This window comes from Streptomyces sp. AK08-02 (genome assembly GCF_033795085.1).
GTDB lineage: Bacteria > Actinomycetota > Actinomycetes > Streptomycetales > Streptomycetaceae > Streptomyces > Streptomyces echiniscabiei.
Map to the genome: position 1 here is coordinate 296,719 of NZ_JARAZV010000012.1, position 20,508 is coordinate 317,226.

General features: G+C 71.4%; 10 protein-coding genes. 9 read left to right on the forward strand and 1 reads right to left on the reverse strand.

Going from position 1 to position 20,508, the window contains the following annotated elements; all coding sequences use genetic code 11:
- Window positions 1-245: 245 nt before the first annotated feature.
- The 3 genes from PV734_RS26070 to PV734_RS26080 all read left to right on the forward strand — a co-directional run bounded on the left by PV734_RS26070 (window position 246) and on the right by PV734_RS26080 (window position 6,314).
- Complete coding sequence (locus tag PV734_RS26070) at window positions 246-2,645, forward strand: ATP/GTP-binding protein (RefSeq protein ID WP_319292154.1); 2,400 nt, start codon at window positions 246-248, stop codon at window positions 2,643-2,645.
- A gap of 125 nt (window positions 2,646-2,770) precedes the next feature.
- Window positions 2,771-4,519 (forward strand): PucR family transcriptional regulator ligand-binding domain-containing protein, encoded by a 1,749-nt coding sequence (locus PV734_RS26075; protein WP_319292157.1) that lies wholly within the window; start codon window positions 2,771-2,773, stop codon window positions 4,517-4,519.
- A gap of 337 nt (window positions 4,520-4,856) precedes the next feature.
- Window positions 4,857-6,314, forward strand: coding sequence for an aldehyde dehydrogenase family protein (locus tag PV734_RS26080; RefSeq protein ID WP_319292159.1), 1,458 nt, complete (start codon window positions 4,857-4,859; stop codon window positions 6,312-6,314).
- A gap of 118 nt (window positions 6,315-6,432) precedes the next feature.
- On the opposite strand, the gene PV734_RS26085 is transcribed toward PV734_RS26080, so the two are convergent.
- A complete protein-coding gene (locus PV734_RS26085) occupies window positions 6,433-9,303 on the reverse strand; it encodes a glycoside hydrolase family 3 C-terminal domain-containing protein (RefSeq protein WP_319292161.1) in 2,871 nt (956 codons plus the stop codon).
- Between the two features lie 371 nt (window positions 9,304-9,674).
- Here PV734_RS26085 and PV734_RS26090 point away from each other — a divergent pair, with 371 nt between their 5' ends.
- The 6 genes from PV734_RS26090 to PV734_RS26115 all read left to right on the forward strand — a co-directional run bounded on the left by PV734_RS26090 (window position 9,675) and on the right by PV734_RS26115 (window position 20,504).
- Window positions 9,675-11,357, forward strand: coding sequence for an extracellular solute-binding protein (locus PV734_RS26090; protein ID WP_319095179.1), 1,683 nt, complete (start codon window positions 9,675-9,677; stop codon window positions 11,355-11,357).
- 26 nt (window positions 11,358-11,383) lie between these two features.
- Window positions 11,384-12,436, forward strand: coding sequence for an ABC transporter permease (locus PV734_RS26095; RefSeq protein ID WP_319095180.1), 1,053 nt, complete (start codon window positions 11,384-11,386; stop codon window positions 12,434-12,436).
- The gene (locus tag PV734_RS26100; protein WP_319095181.1) at window positions 12,433-13,404 is read left to right on the forward strand and encodes a carbohydrate ABC transporter permease; all 972 of its coding nucleotides are present in this window, start codon (window positions 12,433-12,435) and stop codon (window positions 13,402-13,404) included. The genes PV734_RS26095 and PV734_RS26100 overlap by 4 nt, the downstream gene beginning before the upstream one ends.
- A 145-nt stretch (window positions 13,405-13,549) precedes the next feature.
- Window positions 13,550-15,781, forward strand: coding sequence for a 1,4-beta-glucanase (locus PV734_RS26105; protein WP_319292164.1), 2,232 nt, complete (start codon window positions 13,550-13,552; stop codon window positions 15,779-15,781).
- A complete protein-coding gene (locus PV734_RS26110) occupies window positions 15,781-17,745 on the forward strand; it encodes a beta-galactosidase (protein WP_319292167.1) in 1,965 nt (654 codons plus the stop codon). Before PV734_RS26105 ends, PV734_RS26110 begins: the two co-directional genes overlap by 1 nt.
- Window positions 17,742-20,504, forward strand: coding sequence for a glycosyl hydrolase family 95 catalytic domain-containing protein (locus PV734_RS26115; protein WP_319292169.1), 2,763 nt, complete (start codon window positions 17,742-17,744; stop codon window positions 20,502-20,504). Before PV734_RS26110 ends, PV734_RS26115 begins: the two co-directional genes overlap by 4 nt.
- Window positions 20,505-20,508: the final 4 nt, after the last annotated feature.

A 20,508-nucleotide genomic window follows, 5' to 3' on the forward strand; every position in this document is an offset into this window, starting at 1 on the left:
TTCGCAGGCTAGGCCTGGGGGGTGGGGGCGGGCATGCACCGTTTGGGAGTGGTGGGGGTGTGTCGTTGTCCTTGGTGGACAGACGGGTACCCCTTCCTAGGGCCTCTACGGGCGGGTGCGCGGCCGGGTCCGGTCCGCGAGGTCGGCCGTGTAAGCGGTGAACTCCCCTTGTGGGAGCGTTAGATTGGCCGCTGTCGAGTGACGGTGGCCTAAGCAGCTGGTCAGGCTGGTCAGGGGGCAGGGCGATGGACAGCGACGGGACCCAGGACGCGCGGGGTACGCATGCGAATCCTGTGCCGCGTCCGGCGGGGCCGCCGGACGGGCCCTCGGTGCCGCCTCGGCCGGGGCGGGCCCCTCGGCCCGTCGAGCAGGGGGCATCGCGGAGTGCGCCCGGGCCGGCGTCCGTCGCCGAGTGGCTCAACGAGCCGCGGCCCGACGCCGAGCCCGGGATCTGGCGGTACGGGTACCGGCTGCCCAAGGGGGCGCGGACGGCGGAACGTCTCTCCCCGGTCACCGTGGTCGGCTTGTTGGTGCCGCTGGTCGTCGGGCTGTTCCTGTGGTCGCTCTGGCGGCGGGGCGCGATGCCGTACGAGTCGGTGCTGCTGAAGCTGTTCACGCCGGAGGACTGGTGGTGGGGCGGGACCGTCTCGCCCAAGGGGTGGGAGGGCCAATCGGCTGGCCTTGTCTACAACGGGGCCTTTTTCCTTGTGTTGCTCTATGCGATGGGGCGGCTTGGTAGTTGGCCCGACATCGCCCGGCATTTCGTTGGGCGCAGGGCACAGCCGTCGCGGGCTCTGCTCGCCGCTCTGGGAGCCCTCCTCACGCTCAGTTTCGTGTTTCCGAACGCCTTTCCGGGGGTCGGCTGGGATGCTCTGCCGTTCGCCGATGCGGTCTTTTCCCTCGTCCAGTTGATCTTGGACGATGTCGCGCCGCCCGAATCGCTCACCATCAGCGTCTACGCAGTCCTCACTCTGCTCGTCGTGTGGCCGTTCGCGCGGATCGGCGGCTGGTGGGCGTACGCGAAGGAGCGCCTTGCCGCGCGCAGGGCGGCTGCCGGGCCGACCGGGCCCGCGCCCGCCGACCGGCCGCGCGAGCAGTGGCCCGACCTCCGGGAGGCAGGTCAGTACGAGGCCGCCGAGCTGCTCACCGCCGAGGTGGCCGCTGGTCGTATGAACGACGTGGACTGCGCCCGGGTCGAGCACGCGTGGGCGCTCGCCAGGCGGGACGGGTCGCTCGCGGGCTTCCGGGACACCGTGCTGCGGCAGGGCGCGGCGGCCTGGGTCCACCCCTCCGGAGCCCGGGACCTGACCCGGCGTACCGCGCGTCACGACCTGGCCGCCGGGCAGGTGCGGATCGGCCGGTGGGCGGCGGCCGAGCGGGCCCCGCTCGTCTACCACGGCGCAGGCGCGGCTCTCGGGGCGGAGGTGCTGGGCACCTCCCTGCTCGCGGTCGGACCGTCGGGGGCGGGCAAGACACGGCATCTAGTCGAACCGGTGACCGAGGCGCTGGCCCTGCGGGCGCTCACCGGGCAGTGCGCGTTCGTCACGGTCTCCGCGCCCGGGACGACGCTCGTCGCGGACACGGCTTTCGACGTCGTCGTACGGATCGGTGACCGTTCCTCCGTCCACGACCTCGATCCGTACGCCGACTCCGAAGACCCCGACGAGGCGGCCTCCTTCCTCGCCGAGGCGCTGGTCGGCGACCTCGACACCGTCGGCACCGAGGGCGCGGCCACCGCGCTCGCCCAGGTGCTCGGCCCCTACCGGGCGGCCCACGGACACTTCCCGCCCCTGCCGGTACTGCGGGAACTGCTGGAGAGCGACCCGGCCGCGCTGTCCGCCCTGCGCGAGGCCCTCGCCGGGGACGAGCACGCCGTCATGCGGCGCGAACTCGACGTACGCATCCGGCAGTCGGCGAGCCCGACGGACGTCGGCCGGACCCTCGCCGACCGGCTCGCGCTGCTCAACCGGCCGGTCTTCGACGGCTTCTTCGGCGGGGGCGGTACGGCGAGGCCCTTCTCGCTGCGCTCCCTCGCCCAGTACCCGCTGCGGGTCCGCGTCGACCTGCCCGAACACGGCCACGAGGAGGCCGCCCGGCTGATCACGAGGCTCGTCCTCGCCCAGTTCAGCGCCGTCGTACGCGACGGACGGCGCCCGCACTTCGCCTGCCTGGTCCTCGACGACGCCACCGGGACGGTCACCGCCGGTTCGGTACGCCGTATCCAGCGGATGCGCACCCAGAACGCGGGTGTCGTCCTGGCCCTGCGGACGATCGGTGATGTCCCGGAGGCACTGCACGGGCCGCTGTACGGCGCGGTCGGCTGCCGGATGGCGTTCTCCGGCGTGACCACCTGGGACGGCAGCCGGTTCGCCCAGGCCTGGGGCACGGCCTGGGTGGAGACCCGGGACGTGGCCAAGCACACCGTCTTCGCGGACCAGCCGATGACCCGCGCCATCCACGCCCTGCGCAAACTGGTCACCGGCAAGGCGGTCACCACCGACGCGGTGACCGTACGGACGGTCGAACGGGAGCGGTGGTCGGCGTCCGAACTCGCGCACGAGGTGCCGCCGGGGCACGCGGTGCTGTCCCTGACCACGGTGGAGGGCCAGCACGCGCCTCCGCTGCTGGTGAATCTGCGGGGCTGACGAGGGACGGTCGCCGGACAGCCGCCCGTGTGGGCATGCGGTACGTACGGTGAGGCAGAATCGCCACAGGCTGTTCATACACGGCGGCCAAAAGTCCACGGAGCTCACACAGATCTGAAGGCCTCATGCCCCCGACGCTCGCCTCGCTCGTCCACCACTCCACGCTCAAGCTGACCGTGCGGGCCGGCGGAGACCGCCTGGACGTGCCCGTGCGCTGGGCGCACGCCAGCGAGCTGGCCGACCCCGTCCCCTACATGGAGGGCGGGGAGCTTCTCCTGATCACCGCCCTCAAGCTGGACGCCGAGGACGCCGAGGCCATGCGGCGCTATGTGAAGCGCCTGGCCGCGGCGGGGGTCGTCGGACTCGGCTTCGCCGTCGGGGTCAACTACGCGGACATCCCGAAGGCGCTCGTCGAAGCGGCTGAGCACGAGGGGCTCCCCCTCCTGGAAGTCCCGCGCCGCACACCGTTCCTCGCCATCAGCAAGGCGGTGTCGGCGGCGATCGCCGCCGACCAGTACCGGGCGGTGACCGCCGGCTTCGCCGCGCAGCGGGAACTGACCCGGCAGGCGCTGAGCGACGGTCCGGAGGGCCTGCTCGCCTCGCTCGCCTCGCAGGTCGACGGCTGGGCGGCGCTGTACGACGCCTCGGGCGCCGTCGTCGCCACCGCGCCCGAGTGGGCCGGGCGGCGAGCGGCCCTGCTCACGGCGGACGTGGAACGGCTGCGGGAGCGGCCCGCCCCGGCGAGCGCGGTGGTGGGCGCGGGCGGCGGAGGCGAGGAGGGGGAGCGCGACCGGGTCGAGCTGCACTCCCTCGGCACCGGGCGCCGGCCGCGCGCCGCGCTGGCCGTGGGTACGGCCGCCGCGCTCGGTACGGCGGAGCGGTACGCCCTCCACTCGGCCATCGCCCTGCTGACCCTCACCACCGAGCGGTCCCGTTCCCTCCAGGCCGCCGAACAGCGCATCGGGGCGGCGGTGCTGCGCATGCTGCTGGCCGGCGAACCCGACCACGCGCGCGCCGTCGCCGGGGGACTGTACGGCGAGCTGCTCGACGCGCCGTTCCGGATCGTCGTCGCCGAGTCGGCCACCGCGCCGATGGGCCCGGTGGGAGCGGTACGGGAGGCCGGGAGCGGTGCGGTGACCAGGCCGACGGCCGGTGCGCTGGTGGCCGCCGACACGAACGGCGATCCGCTGGGCGGGCTCGCCGAGTGCCTGGAGTCGGCCGCCGCACGGGCCGGGGAAGCGGTGCTGGTGGTACCGGAGGGCGAACGACTGGTCGTGCTCGCGGTGGACGGGGGTGCGGCGGTGGGGGCCTGCGAGGAGTTCGCCGCGGCGCTGGAGGGGGCGCGGGCGGAGACACGGGGGCGGGGAGAGGCGTCGGCTTCTTCCTCCGGATCCTCCAGTCATTCCAGTCATTCCAGTCATTCCGGTTCTTCCGGTGACGAGGACGAGCTTGTGGTGGGGATGTCCGGGCCGGCCGGGCCCATCGCCGCGGCGGCGGCCTACAAACAGGCCGAGCAGGCGTTGTCGGTGGCCCGGCGGCGGGGGCGGGTGCTGGTCGGGCACGAGCAGTTGGCCGCCGGGTCGGTCGTGCCGTTGCTCGCCGATGACGCGGTGCGGGCGTTCGCCGACGGGTTGCTGCGCCCGCTGTACGAGCACGACACGACGGGCCGGGGGGACCTGGTGGCGTCGCTGCGGGCGTGGCTGTCCCGGCACGGGCAGTGGGACGCGGCCGCGGCGGAGCTTGGTGTGCACCGGCATACCCTGCGATACCGGATGCGGCGGGTGGAGGAGATTCTCGGGCGGTCCCTGGATGATCCGGATGTGCGGATGGAGCTGTGGCTGGCGCTGAAGACGACGGCGGCCGTGGGGGAGTGAGGTGGGGTGCGGTGAGGTTTGTTTCGCCCCCGCCGCCCCTACCCGTCCCATCCCTCCCCCAGAGGGGGGACCCCCACTGGGGGCTGCGCCCCCAGACCCCCCTTCGGCCCTGAAGGGGCCTCGTCCTCAAGCGCCGGACGGGCTGGAGAGGCGGGCCGGTGCTGGACAGGCTGAGGGGGCGGGCCTCGTCCTCAAGCGCTGGACGGGCTGGAAAGGCGGGCCGGTGCCGGACAGGCTGAGGGCGCGGGCCCTCTACGCCAAACCGTCCCACCCCCTACCTCCCACCACTCCACCCCGGACAAACAACCCCTCGCCCGCCCCGCCCTACCGTGTACCCATGACCTCCACGCCGCCCGTCACCCATGCCTTCTGGCTCGCCGGCCGCCAGGCCACCGGCGAGACCACCTTCGACGTCACCTCCCCCTGGGACGGACGCCTCGTCGGCAAGGTCGGCGTGCCGACCGAGGCCCAGGTCGAGGAAGCTGTCGCCGCCGCCCACGCCGTCCGCGACGAGTTCGCCGCCACCCCGGCCCACGTCCGCGCCGCCGCCCTCGACCACGTCAGCCGGCGTCTCGTCGAGCGCACGGAGGAGATCGCCCAGCTCATCTCCGCCGAGAACGGCAAGCCGATCAAGTGGGCCCGCGGCGAGGTCGGCCGAGCCGTCTCCGTGTTCCGGTTCGCGGCCGAGGAGGCCCGGCGTTTCAACGGCGGCGAGGCGCAGCGCCTCGACACCGACCTCGGCGGTCAGGGCCGCCTCGCCCTCACCCGGCGCTTCCCGAAGGGCGTCGTCCTCGGCGTCGCGCCCTTCAACTTCCCGCTGAACCTCTGCGCCCACAAGATCGCCCCGGCGATCGCGGCAGGCGCCCCCATCATCCTGAAGCCGGCCCCGGCCACCCCCCTCTCCGGCCTCGTCATCGGTGAACTCCTCGCCGAGACCGACCTGCCCGCCGGATCCTGGAGCGTCCTCCCGGTCGCCAACGACCGCATGCCCGCCCTCGTGCAGGACCCGCGGCTCCCGGTGATCTCGTTCACCGGGTCGGAGAAGGTCGGCTACGCGATCATGGACTCCGTGCCGCGCAAGCACTGCACTCTCGAACTCGGCGGCAACGGCGCGGCGGTCGTCCTCGGCGACTACGCCTCCGACGCCGACCTCGACTGGGCGGCGACCCGTATCGCCACCTTCTCCAACTACCAGGGCGGCCAGTCCTGCATCTCCGTGCAGCGGGTCATCGCGGACGCCTCCGTGTACGACCGGCTGCTGCCCCGCATCGTCGCCGCCGTCGAGGCCCAGGTCACCGGTGACCCGGCCGACGGCGCCACCGACGTCGGACCGCTGGTCAGTGAGGACGCGGCCAGGCGGGTCGAGGCGTGGGTCGACGAGGCCGTAGGGGCCGGTGCGAACCTCCTCGCCGGCGGCAAGCGGGACGGTGCCTCGTACGCGCCGACCGTCCTCACCGACGTACCCGACGATGTGACGATCTCCTGCGAGGAGGTCTTCGGGCCTGTTCTCACTGTGCGCAGGGTGGACGGTGAGGCCGAGGCCTTCGCCGCCGCCAACGACTCCAAGTACGGCCTCCAGGCGGGTGTGTTCACCCATGACCTGCAGGCCGCCTTCCGTGCCCACCGCGCCCTGGAGGTCGGCGGTGTCGTCATCGGCGACGTGCCGTCCTACCGCGCCGACCAGATGCCGTACGGCGGCGCCAAGCAGTCCGGTGTCGGCCGCGAGGGCGTCAGGTTCGCGATGGACGACTACACGTACGAGCGCGTCCTCGTACTGACGGGCCTCGCCCTCTAGATAATGGGAACCGTTTCCATATAAGCTCACCGATGACGCGAACGCGCCGTCACGAAAGGGTCCGGCACCGATGCCTTCCGGTGCCGGACCCCTTCCATGTGCCGACCGCTCCGGACCCTCAGCCGGAGAAGCCGACGTGCGCCAGCCGCAACGGGCCGCGCAGTCTGAGGCGCACGTCGTGCACGCCGTCTTCGACGGTGAGCGTGGCCCGGACCGTCGTGTAGTCGTACGGGCCTTCGGTCGGCGTCGGTGTCAGGACGGCCGCGGCTTCCGGGTCGCCGTCGAGTACGACCTCCACCACCCCCTCGCCCGCCACCTCGACCGTGACACCGGCGACACCCGCACCGAAGTCGCAGTCCCGGTAGAGCAGTTCTGCCTCCTTGCCGCCCGCCGCAGTCACCGCGTCGCCGGACACCTTCGTACGGTCGACGATCTCGGCGCCGTGCTGCTCGTCGAAGTCGGCCGCGGAGAGGCCGAGTCGACGGACCGGACGGGGCGCCGACGGGGTGCCGGTCAGCTGGACCGTCGTACGCACGCGGATGTCCTCGCTCGACGCTCCCACCAGGACCTCGTACGCGCCCGGCGCGAGGCGTCGGCCGCCGGTCGCCACGTCCCAGAACTCCAGGCAGCTGAGCGGGAGTTCGAAGGAGACCGGGGCCGACGCTCCCGGGGCCAGGGTGATCCGGCGGTGGGCCAGCAGCTCCCTGCGCGGACGGGCGACCGGTGACTCGGGCGCCCTCGTGTACAGCTGGGCCACCTCGTCCGCCGTGACGTCCCCGGTGTTGGTGACGGTGAACGACACCCGCAGCGTCTCGTCGTCCGCCGCCTCGGCCGTCAGGTCGGTGTACCCGAACGACGCGTACGACAGGCCGTGGCCGAAGGGGAACAGCGGGGCGCCCTCGAAGTAGAGGTACGTCTGCCGGGAGCCGATGATGTCGTAGTCCAGCAGGTCGGGAAGGTCCGCGTCGTCGGCGTACCAGGTCTGCGGGAGGCGGCCCGCCGGAGAGACGTCGCCCGCCAGGACGCGGGCCAGCGCCGTGCCCGCAGCCTGGCCGCCGTGCGCGGTCCACAGGGCCGCCGGGAGGTCCGTGGCGTCGACCGCGTACGGGTACGCCGAGACCAGGGCCAGGACCGTCCGGGGGTTCGCGGCACGGGCCGCGTCCAGCAGGCGCCGCTGGTGGGCGGGGAGGAGGAGCGTCGTGCGGTCCTCGGTCTCGCGGCCGTTGATGTGCGGATCGTTGCCCGCGACCACCACGACCACGTCCGCCCGGGCGGCCACTCTCTTCACCGATTCCTCACCACGTTCGGCGACGATCAGTTCGAAGATCTCCGGAGGGGTCTCCTCCGCGTCGGCAACCTTCACGCCGTCGGCGGCGACGGAGACGTGGCGACCCGTACCGACGTGCCTGAGGAGGTGACGGTTCTGGTGGGACTCACCGGACCCGGCGGGCTCCAGGCGGAACGTCTCCTGGACGATCCAGCCGCCCGGCTGGTCGGCCGACGCGCGTACGAAGCCGTCCTCCGCGACCGAGAGGTACCGGCCGTCGGGCGCCCGCAGCGTCAGGATCCCCTCGCCCCAGTCGATCAGCGCGAACTCGGTGCCGTCGGCGTCGGCGGTGAGCGCGGGCAGGTCGGTGCGGCCCGCGAGGAGGGCCGGGTCCAGCGCGCCCTCGGCGCCCCGGGCGACGTCGGGCGCGTCCTCGGCGGGCGGTACGTGCAGGAACGTACCGGCCGATGTGCGCAGCCGTACGCGGTCCACGCCCTCGGCGAACTCGACGTGCTCGGCGCCGAAGCGCTCGTACAGCGCCTCCAGCGGTGTAGAGCGGTGGATGAGGGTGCCGCTGTACCAGTCGGCCTTGCACTCGTCGGCGAGCAGACCGACGACCGCCACGCGCGAGCCGGGGGACAGGGGGAGGACGTCGTCGTTCTTCAGCAGGACGATCGCCTGTTCGGCGGCCTCCTGGGCCAGAGCGCGGTGGGCCGGGGTGTCGAAGTCCGAGGAGTCGGCGTACGGGTCGTACTGCGGGTCGAACTCGCCCAGACGGAAGCGCACCGAGAGCTGGCGACGGACCGCCCTGTCGATGTCCTCCTCCGACAGCAGGCCCTGGGACAGGGCACCCCGAACGCGGGCGATGATCTTCGAGCTGTCCGTGCCGTGATCGGTGAAGCTGTCCACGCCGGCGATCAGCGCGGCGGCCGTCGCCTCCTCGTGGGTGTCGAAGTAGTGCTCGGAGTCGACCAGGTTGGAGGGCGCGGCGGCGTCCGAGCAGACCAGCAGGTCCTCGTCCGTCCAGGTGCGCAGGTGTTCGCCGAGGAGCGGCGAGACGTGGTTGGGGCGGCCGTTGACCAGGTTGTACGCGGGCATCACTCCCGCGACCGAGCCCGCCTCGACCGTCTCGCGGAAGGCGCGCAGGTCGTACTCGTGCAGGACGCGTGGGCGGACCGAGCTCGACGTGGTGGACCGGTCCGTCTCGTTGTTGTGGGCCAGCCAGTGCTTGAGGACCGGGGCCGTGCGCCAGTACGCGGGGTGGTCGCCGCGCAGACCGCGGGTGTAGGCGGTGGCGATCGCCGAGGTCAGCTTCGGGTCCTCCGAGTAGCCCTCCTCATTACGGCCCCACAGGGGGTGGCGCAGCAGGTTGACCGTGGGCGCCCAGACGTTGAGGCCTACGCGGTCGTCGTGGGCGCGCATCGCCCGGACCTCCCTGGACACCGCCTCGCCGACACGCTGCACGAGCTCCTCGTTCCAGGTCGCGCCGAGACCGACCGCCTGCGGGAACACGGTCGCCGGGCCCATCCACGCCACCCCGTGCAGCGCCTCCTGGCCGGTGCGGAAGGCGGCGACGCCGAGCCGCTCGACGGCGGGCGCGAACTGGTGCAGGAACGCCACCCGTTCGTCGAGGGTAAGGCGCGACAGCAGATCGTCGATGCGCTTCGCGGTCGGCACCCGCGGATCGCGGAATGGCGGCGCAGGCGGCGTTTGTGCGGTCACGTGGGGTTCCCTTTGCAGTGGAGTGGCTCGACGCATTCGAAGCGCTTCGATGCTCATTCGACGTGGGGGTGGGTGTCAAGAGACCCAGACGCAACAAATCCGTCTCCAGCCCGTGATGTCAGGCGGCGTCCGGGGGTGGTTTGGCCCGCCCAGCAGGGGTTCGCACCTCGGAGGAATCTTGGAACCGACCCTTGTGCACCCTCAGGTGTTCACTTAACCTCGCAGCAACATCGAAGCGCTTCGACTACGGATAGCCGATGCACTGGTTGAAGGAACGCTTCAGCTCAGCCAGTCTCACTCAAGACACTCAAGACACCGCAGCCGACGGCTCCACCGCCGGGTGTCCTGGTGCGCCATGAAGGGTTGACGCAATGACGCCGAACGCCTCCTCCGCCTCCTCCGTACCGAGCCGGAGAAGCTTCCTCGCCTCCACGGCGGTCGCCGCCGCGGTGGTCGGCGGGATGCCGCTGCTCGCCGCTTGCGGCGGCACGCAGGAGAAGAACAAGGAGGGCACGACCTCGGGGAAGGAGGCCGAGAAGATCCTCCCGGCGTTCGTGGCGTCGAACGTCGTCGTGCCGGATCTTCCCTCGAAGAACGGCTCGTCGGCCGGTTTCACCAAGGCGATCGCCCTCGACCAGCTGAAGACCTCGGTGCCGACGAAGCTCGGCAGCGGCGGCCCGTTGAAGATCATGGCGCCGATGTGGGGCAGCCCGCCGTCCAACGACAACCCGTACTACGCGGCCGTGAACGCCGCCGCCGGCGTCAAGGTCACCTGGCAGAACCAGGACGGCAACACCTACGACGAGAAGCTGGGCGCCGTCCTCGCCTCCAGCGAGATCCCGGACGCGGTCGTCGTTCCGGGGTGGAACCTGAACGGCAAGATACCCAGCGCCATCACCGCCAAGTTCGCCGACCTCGGCCCCTATCTGTCCGGCGACAAGGTCAAGGCCTACCCCAACCTCGCGGCCGTACCGACCGACGCCTGGCAGCGCTCCATCTTCGGTGGCCAGTTGCGGGCCATCCCGATGCCGGCCTCGTACGTCACGAACATCGTGCCCTTCTACCGCAAGGACATCTTCGAGGCGAAGGGCTACGAACTCCCCAAGACGGCCGACGAGTTCCTGGCCTGGGCGAAGGAGGCCACCGACGCCAAGGCGAAGGTGTGGGCCTGCGACGACATGAAGTGGACCGCCTTCAACATCTACGGCGTCCTCAACGGCAGTGACAAGGCGCTGTGGTGGGACCTGAGGAACGGCAAACTCGTCAACCGCATCGAGACCGACGAGTACCTCGAAGCTCTGGAGTGGACGCGCAAGCTGTACGCGGCCGGTGTCGTCCACCCGGACGCCAAGGCGGTCCAGGGCGACGCGTCCAACCGGTTCACCTCCGGTCAGTCCCTCGTCTTCAACGGTGACATCTCCTACTGGTACGCCTCGACGGCCGAACAGCGCATCCAGAAGACCAGCTTCGAGATGGGCGCGTTCGACGTCTTCGGCCCCGACGGCGGCGCCCCCACGCTGTGGGCGACCCAGCCCGCGGGCATCTTCACCTTCGTCAGCAAGAAGGCGTCCCCGCAGCAGATCAAGGACTTCCTGGCACTCGCCAACTTCTGCGCCGCGCCGTACGGCACCAAGGAGTACATGCTCAACGTCTACGGCGTCGAGGGCACCGACTACACGCTGAAGGACGGCATGCCCGTCAAGACCGCCAAGGGCAACAACGAGGTCTTCGGCGCCTACGACTACACCGGCGACCCGGCCTCCTACCTCGCCCACCCCGATCTCCCCGAGATCGCCAAGCTTCAGGTCGAGTGGCAGCAGCGGATGGGCGCCTTCACCAAGAAGTCCTCCTTCTACGGCCTCACCATCACCGAGCCCAACCGGTGGACCAACCTCGCCAACGACTTCGAGCAGCTGGAGGACGACGTCGTCCGCGGCCGCAAGAAGATCAGCGATGTCCAGCAGGCCGTGTCCGACTGGAAGAGCAAGGGCGGCGACGGGCTGCGGGCCTGGTACAAGAAGCTGCTCGACGACAACGGCTCCGCGGCCAACTGACTCAGGGTCGAGGCAAGGAGAACGCCGTGTCCCACAGCACGGTGCCTCGGAGCAGGGCCGAGGCGAAGACCGACGAAAAGACCGACGAAGAGACCGGCAGGAAGACTTCGGCGTCCGGCGCCGCCGGCCCCCGGGGCAAGCGGCGTCCAGGACAGCTGAGCCTCCGGCTCAGATTCAGACGCGACCGCACGCTGATCCTGATGAGCCTGCCCGCGATCGTGCTGCTCCTGGTCTTCAACTACGTACCGATCTTCGGCAATGTGGTCGCGTTCCAGGACTACGACCCGTATCTCAGCGACAACGGCTTCGTCGCCATGTTCCAGAGTCCCTGGGTCGGCTTCGAGCAGTTCGAGCGGATCTTCCAGGACTCCGGTTTCTGGCACGCGCTGCAGAACACGTTCGTGCTGTTCTCCCTCCAGCTCGTGCTGTTCTTCCCGATCCCGATCCTGCTCGCGCTGGTCATCAACAGCGTGATCAGGCCCCGGGTCCGGGCCGTCGCCCAGGCGATCATGTACCTGCCCCACTTCTTCTCGTGGGTACTGGTCGTCACCGTTTTCCAGCAGATCTTCGGCGGCGCCGGCATCATCGCGCAGACCCTGCGCCAGCACGGCCACAACGGCTTCGACCTGATGACCGACCCGGGGATCTTCAAGTTCCTGGTCACCGCCGAGGGCGTCTGGAAGGACGCGGGCTGGGGCATCATCGTCTTCCTCGCCGCGCTCTCCGCCGTCTCCAACGACCTGTACGAGGCCGCCGCGATGGACGGCGCCGGACGCTGGCGGCGCATGTGGCACATCACGCTTCCCGCGCTGCGTCCGGTGATCGCCCTGCTGCTCGTACTGCGCGTCGGCGACGCCCTCACCGTCGGGTTCGAGCAACTCCTGCTCCAACGCGACTCGGTCGGTCCAGGCGCCTCCGAGGTCCTCGACACCTACGTCTGGTGGAACGGCATCCGCAACCAGGACTTCAGTTACGCCGCGGCCGCCGGTCTGATCAAGGGCGTGGTCGGTCTGGCGCTCGTGCTGACCGCCAACAAAGTCGCCCATCTCATGGGTGAGCAGGGGGTGTACAAGAAATGAGCGTCTTCACCGACCAGACCTCCAGGACCGACAGCCCCGCGGCGACCGGCCCGACCGCGTCCGGGCCGAGCCGGTGGGCGGCCCCGGAGCGGCCGGCCTGGGAGGAGGAACCCTCCAAGGCCGGCGTCGCCGGCAAGGGAATCGTCCTGACCCTGGCCTGCTTCGCGATCCTCTTCCCGCTGTGGATCGTCATCGTCACCAGCCTCTCGTCGAAGAAGACCATCGACGCGACCGGCGGCCTGGTGATGATCCCCAAGGACATCACCTTCGTCGCCTACCAGGAACTCCTCAGCGGCGGACAGGTCCAGCGCGCCGCCCTGGTAAGTGTGGGCGTGACCCTGATCGGCACGCTGTTCAGCATGACGGTGTCGGTCCTGTCCGCGTACGGCCTCTCGCGCACCGGGTCCCTCGGGCACCGCTGGTTCCTGATGCTGCTGCTCGCCACCATGTTCTTCGGCGCCGGCCTCATCCCGACGTACCTGCTGGTGCAGGGCCTGGGGCTGACCGACAGCTACCTCGCGCTGATCCTGCCCAGCGCGGTGAGCGTCTTCAACATCCTGGTCCTGCGCGCGTTCTTCATGGGCATATCGCCGGAACTCATCGACAGCGCCCGCATCGACGGGGCCGGGGACTGGCGGATCCTCTGGAAGATCGTGATGCCGTTGTCGCGGGCGGTGCTCGCGGTGATCGCGCTCTTCTACGCGGTCGGGTACTGGAGCGCCTGGTTCAACGCGTCGATCTATCTGACCGACCAGGACATGATGCCGCTGCAGAACATCATGATCCAGCTCGTCCAGAAGCAGGAACGGCCGGTCGGTCTGGCCACCCAGATCAACACGGGTCAGCTCTCGCCGCTCGCCGTTCAGATGGCGGTGATGGTCCTGGCACTTGTGCCGGTCGCGGTTCTTTCGCCGTTCGTGCAGCGGCACTTCAAGAAGGGCATGCTGACCGGCGCGGTCAAGGGCTGACGGTCGGTTTCCTCCCATTCCACGGCCTGGGGTGCCTCTTGCAGTCCGGTGGTGGCTGCGGGTGCGTCGTGGTTGATCGCGCGGTTCCCCGCGCCCCTGTCGGGGCGCCTCTCCTCCCCCCTCTCTTTTCAGATCGAGGTAAGTCATGCCTGCGTCCCGTCCGAGTAGACGTGCCGTTCTTGCCGCGACCGCCGCCGTTGCCGCGGTCTCCGCCGTTTCCGTCTCCGGTACGGCGGCCCAGGCGGCCTCCGCCGCAGCGGCGGCCCCCGCCTACCGCTGGCGCACCGCCGTCATCGGTGGCACCGGGTTCGTCACCGGAGTGCTGTTCCACCCGGCCGTCCGCGGTCTCGCCTACGCCCGTACCGACATCGGCGGCGCCTACCGCTGGGACGACCGGGCCGCCCGCTGGACCGCGCTCACCGATCACCTCGGCTGGGACGACTGGAACCTCCTCGGCGTGGAGGCGATCGCCGTCGACCCCGCGCACCCCGACCGCGTCTACCTCTCCCTCGGCACCTACGCCCAGTCGTGGGCCGGCAACGGTGCCGTCCTGCGGTCCGAGGACCGGGGTGCCACCTGGAAGCGCACCGATCTGACCGTGAAGCTCGGGGCCAACGAGGACGGGCGCGGCACCGGCGAGCGGCTGCTCGTCGACCCGCGTGACAGCGACACCCTCTGGCTGGGCACCCGGCACGACGGACTCCTCAAGTCCACCGACCGGGGCGCCACTTGGAAACCCGCGAGCACCTTCCCGGCCACCCCGAGCGCGAGCGGCCAGGGCGTCACCCTCCTGGTCGCGGCAGGCCGTACCGTCTACGCCGGCTGGGGCGACGGCGACGGCAGGGGCACCGCCGGTACGGCCAACCTGTACCGCACCACCGACGGCACGACCTGGGAAGCCGTTCCCGGGCAGCCCGTCGGCGCCACCTCGGCCAAGGTGCCGATCCGCGCCGCCTACGACAGGCACACCCGCGACCTGTACGTGACGTACGCCAACGCACCTGGCCCCAACGGCCAGTCGGACGGCAGCGTGCACAAGCTGCGTACCACCACCGGGAGTTGGACGGACGTCAGCCCGGTCGAGCCGGGTGGGACGACCGCCGACGGTTCCGCCGACACCTTCGCCTACGGCGGAGTGGCCGTCGACGCCTGCCGGCCCGGCACGCTCGTCGTCTCCACCAACAACCGCTGGGCCGACATCGACACGGTGTTCCGCTCCACGAACGGCGGCCGTACCTGGACGTCCCTCAAGGACAGCGCCGTACTCGACGTGTCCGAGACGCCCTTCCTCAAGTTCGGCAAGGACAAGCCGAAGTTCGGCTGGTGGATCCAGGCGCTCGCCCTCGACCCCCACGACTCCCGGCACATCGTGTACGGGACCGGCGCGACCCTCTACGGCACCCGCGACCTCAAGCACTGGGCCCCGCAGATCCGCGGCCTGGAGGAGACGTCCGTACGCCAGCTGATCTCGCCCCCGGTCGGGGAGGCGCACCTGCTCAGCGGGCTCGGGGACATCGGCGTGATGTACCACGAGCGGCTCACGGCGTCCCCGTCGCGCGGCATGGCGTCGAACCCCGTGTTCGGGACGGCGACGGGACTCGCCCAGGCCGCCGCCAAACCGTCGTACGTCGTCCGGACCGGGTGGGGCGACAACGGCAACGGGGCCTTCTCGAACGACGGCGGGCGGACCTGGGCACCCTTCGCCGCCCAGCCCGGCATCGCCAAGGACGCACCGGGCCCGATCGCCACCAACGCCGACGGCAGTGTGCTGCTGTGGACCTTCGTGCACTGGGACGGCACGAAGTACCCGGCCCAGCGCTCCACGGACAACGGCGCGACCTGGTCCGAGGTCGCCACCGTCCCGAAGGGCGCCACGCCGGTCGCCGACCCGGCCGACCCGACGCGCTTCTACGCCTACGACACCGACACCGGAACGCTGTACGCCAGCACCGACAGCGGCCTCACGTTCACCGCCCGGGCCGGCGGACTGCCCTCCGGTGACAGCCAGTTCGCCCTGGTCGCGGCGCCGGGAAGATCCGGTGACCTGTGGCTGAGCGTCAAGTGGAACGGGCTCTACCGGTCCACCGACGGGGGCGGGACCTTCGTCAAGGTGGCCAGTTGCTGGGCGTCGTACACGCTCGGGTTCGGCCGCGCGGCCAAGAGCGGCGACTACCCGGCGGTCTACCTGGTCGGATCCACCGAGACCATCACCGCCGTCTACCGCTCCGACGACGAGGCGAAGACCTGGACGCGGATCAACGACGACGCCCATCAGTGGGGGTGGACCGGCGCGACGATCACCGGCGACCCGCGGATCCACGGCCGTGTCTACGTCGCCACCAACGGACGGGGCATCCAGTACGGGGAGCCCGTCTGATGCCGGGGCTCGGCGACGCCACCCGGGGGCGCGTCCTCTTCGGCGGTGACTACAACCCCGAGCAGTGGCCCGAGGAGACCTGGTCCGAGGACGTCCGACTGATGAAGGACGCGGGCGTCAACTCCGTCACCCTCGGAGTCTTCTCCTGGGCGAAGCTCGAACCCCGCCCGGGGGCAAGGGAGTTCGGCTGGCTGGACCGGCTGATGGACCTGATGCACGACAATGGCATCGGCGTCGTCCTCGCCACGCCCACCTCCTCGCCGCCGCCCTGGATGGGCCGGCTGCACCCGGAGAGCCTGCCCGTCGCCGAGGACGGCCGCATCGAGTGGTGGGGCGGACGCCAGCACTTCGCGCACTCCAGCGCCGTGTACCGCCGCTACGCCGCCGCCATCACCGAGGACCTGGCCGCCCGCTACGGCGGCCACCCCGCACTCACGATGTGGCACATCAACAACGAGTACTGCACCTACGACTGGGGCGACGAGTCGGCCACCGCCTTCCGCCGCTGGCTCCAGGACCGGTACAGCACGCTGGACGCCCTCAACGAAGCCTGGGGAACCGCGTTCTGGAGCCAGGGGTACGACGACTGGGAGGAGATCCTGCCGCCGCGCCTCCCGCACTACATGCGCAACCCCACCCAGGTCCTCGACTTCAAACGCTTCACCTCCGACGCGCTCCTGGAGTGCTACCTCGCGGAACGTGACATCGTCCGCCGCCACACCCCGCACCTCCCGGTCACCACCAACTTCATGCCGATGTGGGTGGGCCAGGACGCCTGGCGCTGGGTCCAGGAGGAGGACGTCGTCTCCGTCGACCTCTACCCCGACCCGCGCGACCCGTTCGGTGCCCAACAGGGCGCGCTCGTCCAGGACATGACCCGCTCGCAGGCGCGCGGCCCGTGGATGCTGATGGAGCAGGCGGCCGGTCCGGTCAACTGGCGTGGCGTCAACCACCCCAAGCCGCGCGGCCTCAACCGCCTGTGGTCCCTCCAGGCGGTGGCGCGCGGCGCCGACGCCGTCTGCTACTTCCAGTGGCGCCAGTCCCGGCAGGGCGCCGAGAAGTTCCACTCCGGCATGGTCAGCCACGCCGGCGAACAAGGCCGCACCTACCAGGAGATCAAGCGGCTCGGCGCCGAACTCTCCGCCATCGGCGGTGAGGTGACGGACAGTCACACTGTCAACGACATCGCCGTCCTCCATGACTGGCACGCCTGGTGGGCCGGCGCCCAGGACGGCCGGCTCTCCTCGGAGGTGGACTACCCGCAGGTCGTACGGGCCTGGCACCGCGCCCTGTGGGAGGCGCACCTCGCGACGGACTTCGCCCATCCCGAGCACGACCTGTCGGCCTACCGGCTCGTCGTCGTACCGCAGCTGTACCTGCTCACGGACGCGGCGATCGACAACCTCCTGGCGTACGTACGAGGCGGCGGCACCCTCGTCTGCGGTTTCCTGACCGGAGTCGCCGACGAGGACGACCGGGTACGGCCCGGCGGTATGGACGCGCGGCTGCGCGAGCTGTTCGGGCTGGGCACCCTGCACGAGTGGTGGCCGCTGGACGCGGGCGAGACCGTCGAAGCGGACGGATTCCGGGGCCACCTGTGGTCCGAGGAACTGGAGGCGGACGGCGCCGACGAGATCACCCCGTACAAGGGCGGCGAACTCGACGGGCTGCCGGCGGTGCTGCGCAAGGGGACCGCCTGGTACCTCTCCACGCTCCCCGAGCCCGACGCGCTGCGTGACCTCCTCGCGCGGATCGGCGCCGACGCGGGCGTCCGGCCGGTGCTGGACGGGCTGCCCGCCGGGGTCGAGGCGGTCCGGCGCGGTGAGCTGCTCTTCGTGCTCAACCACGGCTGCGACCCGGTCACCGTCCAGGTGCCGGGTGTCCACCGGGACCTGCTGACCGGCGACGTCGTCATGGACTCGGTGTCGCTGGGCCGGTACGGAGTGGCGGTGCTGAAGCCATGACCAAGGGGCCCGTCCACGGAACCTGGGAGCCACACCCCGCGACCCGCTGGGAGGACGGCTACCTGAGCGGCAACGGCCGCCACGGCGCGCTGGTGTTCGGCGACCCGGAGAGCGACCGGGTCGTCGTCACGCACCACACCCTCGTACGCCCGAACGGCAGCGAGTACGCCCGCCCGCCGCGACTGGCGGACCGACTGGCCGACCTCCAGGACCGGTTGCTGACCGGCGACACCACGGCCGCCGAGAGCTTCACCGACGGACGGGAGCTGCGCTGGGTACAGCCTTTCCACCCGGCGTTCCAGGTACGGCTGCGCGGCGGCGGCCCACCGGCGGGGCCGGGACACGACTACCGGCGTTCCGTGGACTTCACCACCGGAGTGACTGACGCCCGCTCCGAGGACTGGCACAGCCGGGTCTTCGTGTCCCGCGCGGACGACGTCATCGTCCAGTACGTCACCTGCGGCACCGGTGTCGCCGGCGGTCCTGACGGCGCCGGCGTCTCCGCTGCGGCGGGTGTCACGGGCGGGGCCTGGGGCTCCCGCGTCCTGGGTGACACCGGGGCTCCCGGCGGTACCGGTGTCTCCGCCGCGGCGGGTGTGACCGGCGGGGCCTGGGGCTCTCGCGTCCTGGGTGACACCGGGGCTCCTGGCGGTACCGGTGGTCCTGGCGGTACCGGTGTCTCCGCTGCGGCGGGTGTGACCGGCGGGGCCTGGGGCTCTCGCGTCCTGGGTGACACCGGGGCTCCCGGCGGTACCGGTGGTCCTGGCGGTACCGGTGTCTCCGCTGCGGCGGGTGTGACCGGCGGGGCCTGGGGCTCCCGCGTCCCGGGTGACACCGGGAGCCCTGGCGGTACCCGTGGCCCTGGCCGTACCGGCGTCACCCGCAGCGCCGGCACCACCGGCGTCACCCGCAGCCCCGGTCCCACCGGCGTCACCCGCAGCCCCGGTCCCACCGGCGGCACGCGTGGCCCCGGTCCCACCGGCGGAGCCGCTCTCGCCCTCGACATCGACCTCGACCACCGACTCCCGGGCGCCCCCACGGAGTTGGGCGTCGGCCAGAGTGTGGTGCGGACCTCCGAGGGCGCCCTGCTCACGCTCCGGGCCCGCTACCCCGGCAGCGACCGCGCGTACACCGGGGTGACCCTCGTGGTGCCCACGGGCGGGGAGACGACCCTGACCCCGCCCGGCGTCCGCGTCGAGGGCGCGGAGTCCGTGCTGCTGCTGACCCGCGTCGTCCGGCACGTCGGTGAACTGGACACGGCGGACCAGGCCCGGGCCCTGCGGGACCTGCTGCCGGACCAGGACGGCGAGTCGGGGTCCCAGGAGCGGACGTACGAGCGTCTCCTCGCCCGGCACATCTCGCTCCACCGCACCGCCTACGACCGCGTCACCCTCGACCTCGCCGCCGACGAAGCCGAACGTGCCCTGCCCGGCGCGGAGTTGCTGACCCGGACGAAGAGCCCCGCCCTGCTGGAGCGGCTCTTCGCCGCCGGCCGCTACCACCTGCTGTCGGCCGCCGGAATGTTCCCGCCCCGGCTGGTCGGCCTGTGGACCGGCGACTGGAACACCGCATGGTCCGGGGCGTTCACCACCAACGCCAACCTCAACCTCCAGACCGCGTCGGCGGCGGCCGGCGCCCTCCCCGAAGTCACCGAGGCGCACGCCTCCCTGATCCATCGTCAGCTCGACGACTGGCGGGAGAACGCCCGTACGATCTTCGGCGCCCGGGGCGTGGTCGCGCCCTCGCACACCGACGGCGAGTCCGGGCTGACGTACCACTTCTCCCGGGAGTACCCGCTCCACCTGTGGACGGCCGGCGCCGACTGGCTGCTCAAGCCGCTCGTCGACCACGACGACACCACGGGCGTCCGAGACCCGCGCACGTCCGCCCTGCTCGCCGAAGTCGCCGAGTTCTACGAGGACTTCCTCACCCGTACCGACGCCGACGGACACCTCGTCGTCGTCCCCTCCTACTCCCCGGAGAACCGTCCGGCCAACGCGAGCTGGGGCGCCCTCAACGCCGCCATGGACCTCTCGGCGGCCCGCCACGCACTGCTCACCGCTGCCGACGACCACCCCGACGACCCCGAACGGGCGGCTCGCTGGCGGGCGTTGGCCGACCGGCTCCCACCGCACCGCGTCAACGCCGACGGCGCCCTCGCCGAATGGGCGTGGCCAAGCCTCGACGACACCTACGACCACCGTCACCTCAGCCACCTCTACGGTGTCTGGCCCCTCGACGAGATCAACCCGTACGACACCCCGGACCTCGCTGCGGCCGCTCACCGCGCCCTCCAACTCCGGGGCGCCGAGAACGACTCGGCCCACGGCCACCTGCACCACGCGCTGATCGCCGCCCGCCTCCGCGACGGCGAACGCGTCACCCGCGCCCTCGGCCAGGTGCTGGACGGCGACTTCTTCCACGCCTCCCTGATGAGCGCCCACTACCCGGGGCGGGACGTCTACAACGCGGACGCCGCCCACGCCCTGCCGGCGGTGCTGATCGAGGCGCTCGTCCAGTCCACCCCCGACCGGCTGGTCCTCCTGCCCGCGCTCCCGGCGACCTGCCCCACCGGCCGGATCCGGGGCGTACGGACTCGGTTCGGCGCGGAGGTGGACCTCGACTGGGAGCCGGGGCGGGGCCGGGCCGTCGTACGCCCCACCCGCAGTCGCCGTATCGACCTCAGAACTTCCTCCGGCGCACACACGCTCGATCTCGTCGCCGGAGAAGACCGCGTCCTCGACCTGGGACCGCGGTAACCGC

Excerpts from the sequence above, each read along its gene's own strand:
- PV734_RS26070 (WP_319292154.1), top strand. The coding sequence starts at position 246 with ATGGACAGCGACGGGACCCAGGACGCGCGGGGTACGCATGCGAATCCT.
- PV734_RS26075 (WP_319292157.1), top strand. The coding sequence starts at position 2,771 with ATGCCCCCGACGCTCGCCTCGCTCGTCCACCACTCCACGCTCAAGCTG.
- PV734_RS26080 (WP_319292159.1), top strand. The coding sequence starts at position 4,857 with ATGACCTCCACGCCGCCCGTCACCCATGCCTTCTGGCTCGCCGGCCGC.
- PV734_RS26090 (WP_319095179.1), top strand. The coding sequence starts at position 9,675 with ATGACGCCGAACGCCTCCTCCGCCTCCTCCGTACCGAGCCGGAGAAGC.
- PV734_RS26100 (WP_319095181.1), top strand. The coding sequence starts at position 12,433 with ATGAGCGTCTTCACCGACCAGACCTCCAGGACCGACAGCCCCGCGGCG.
- PV734_RS26105 (WP_319292164.1), top strand. The coding sequence starts at position 13,550 with ATGCCTGCGTCCCGTCCGAGTAGACGTGCCGTTCTTGCCGCGACCGCC.
- PV734_RS26110 (WP_319292167.1), top strand. The coding sequence starts at position 15,781 with ATGCCGGGGCTCGGCGACGCCACCCGGGGGCGCGTCCTCTTCGGCGGT.
- PV734_RS26115 (WP_319292169.1), top strand. The coding sequence starts at position 17,742 with ATGACCAAGGGGCCCGTCCACGGAACCTGGGAGCCACACCCCGCGACC.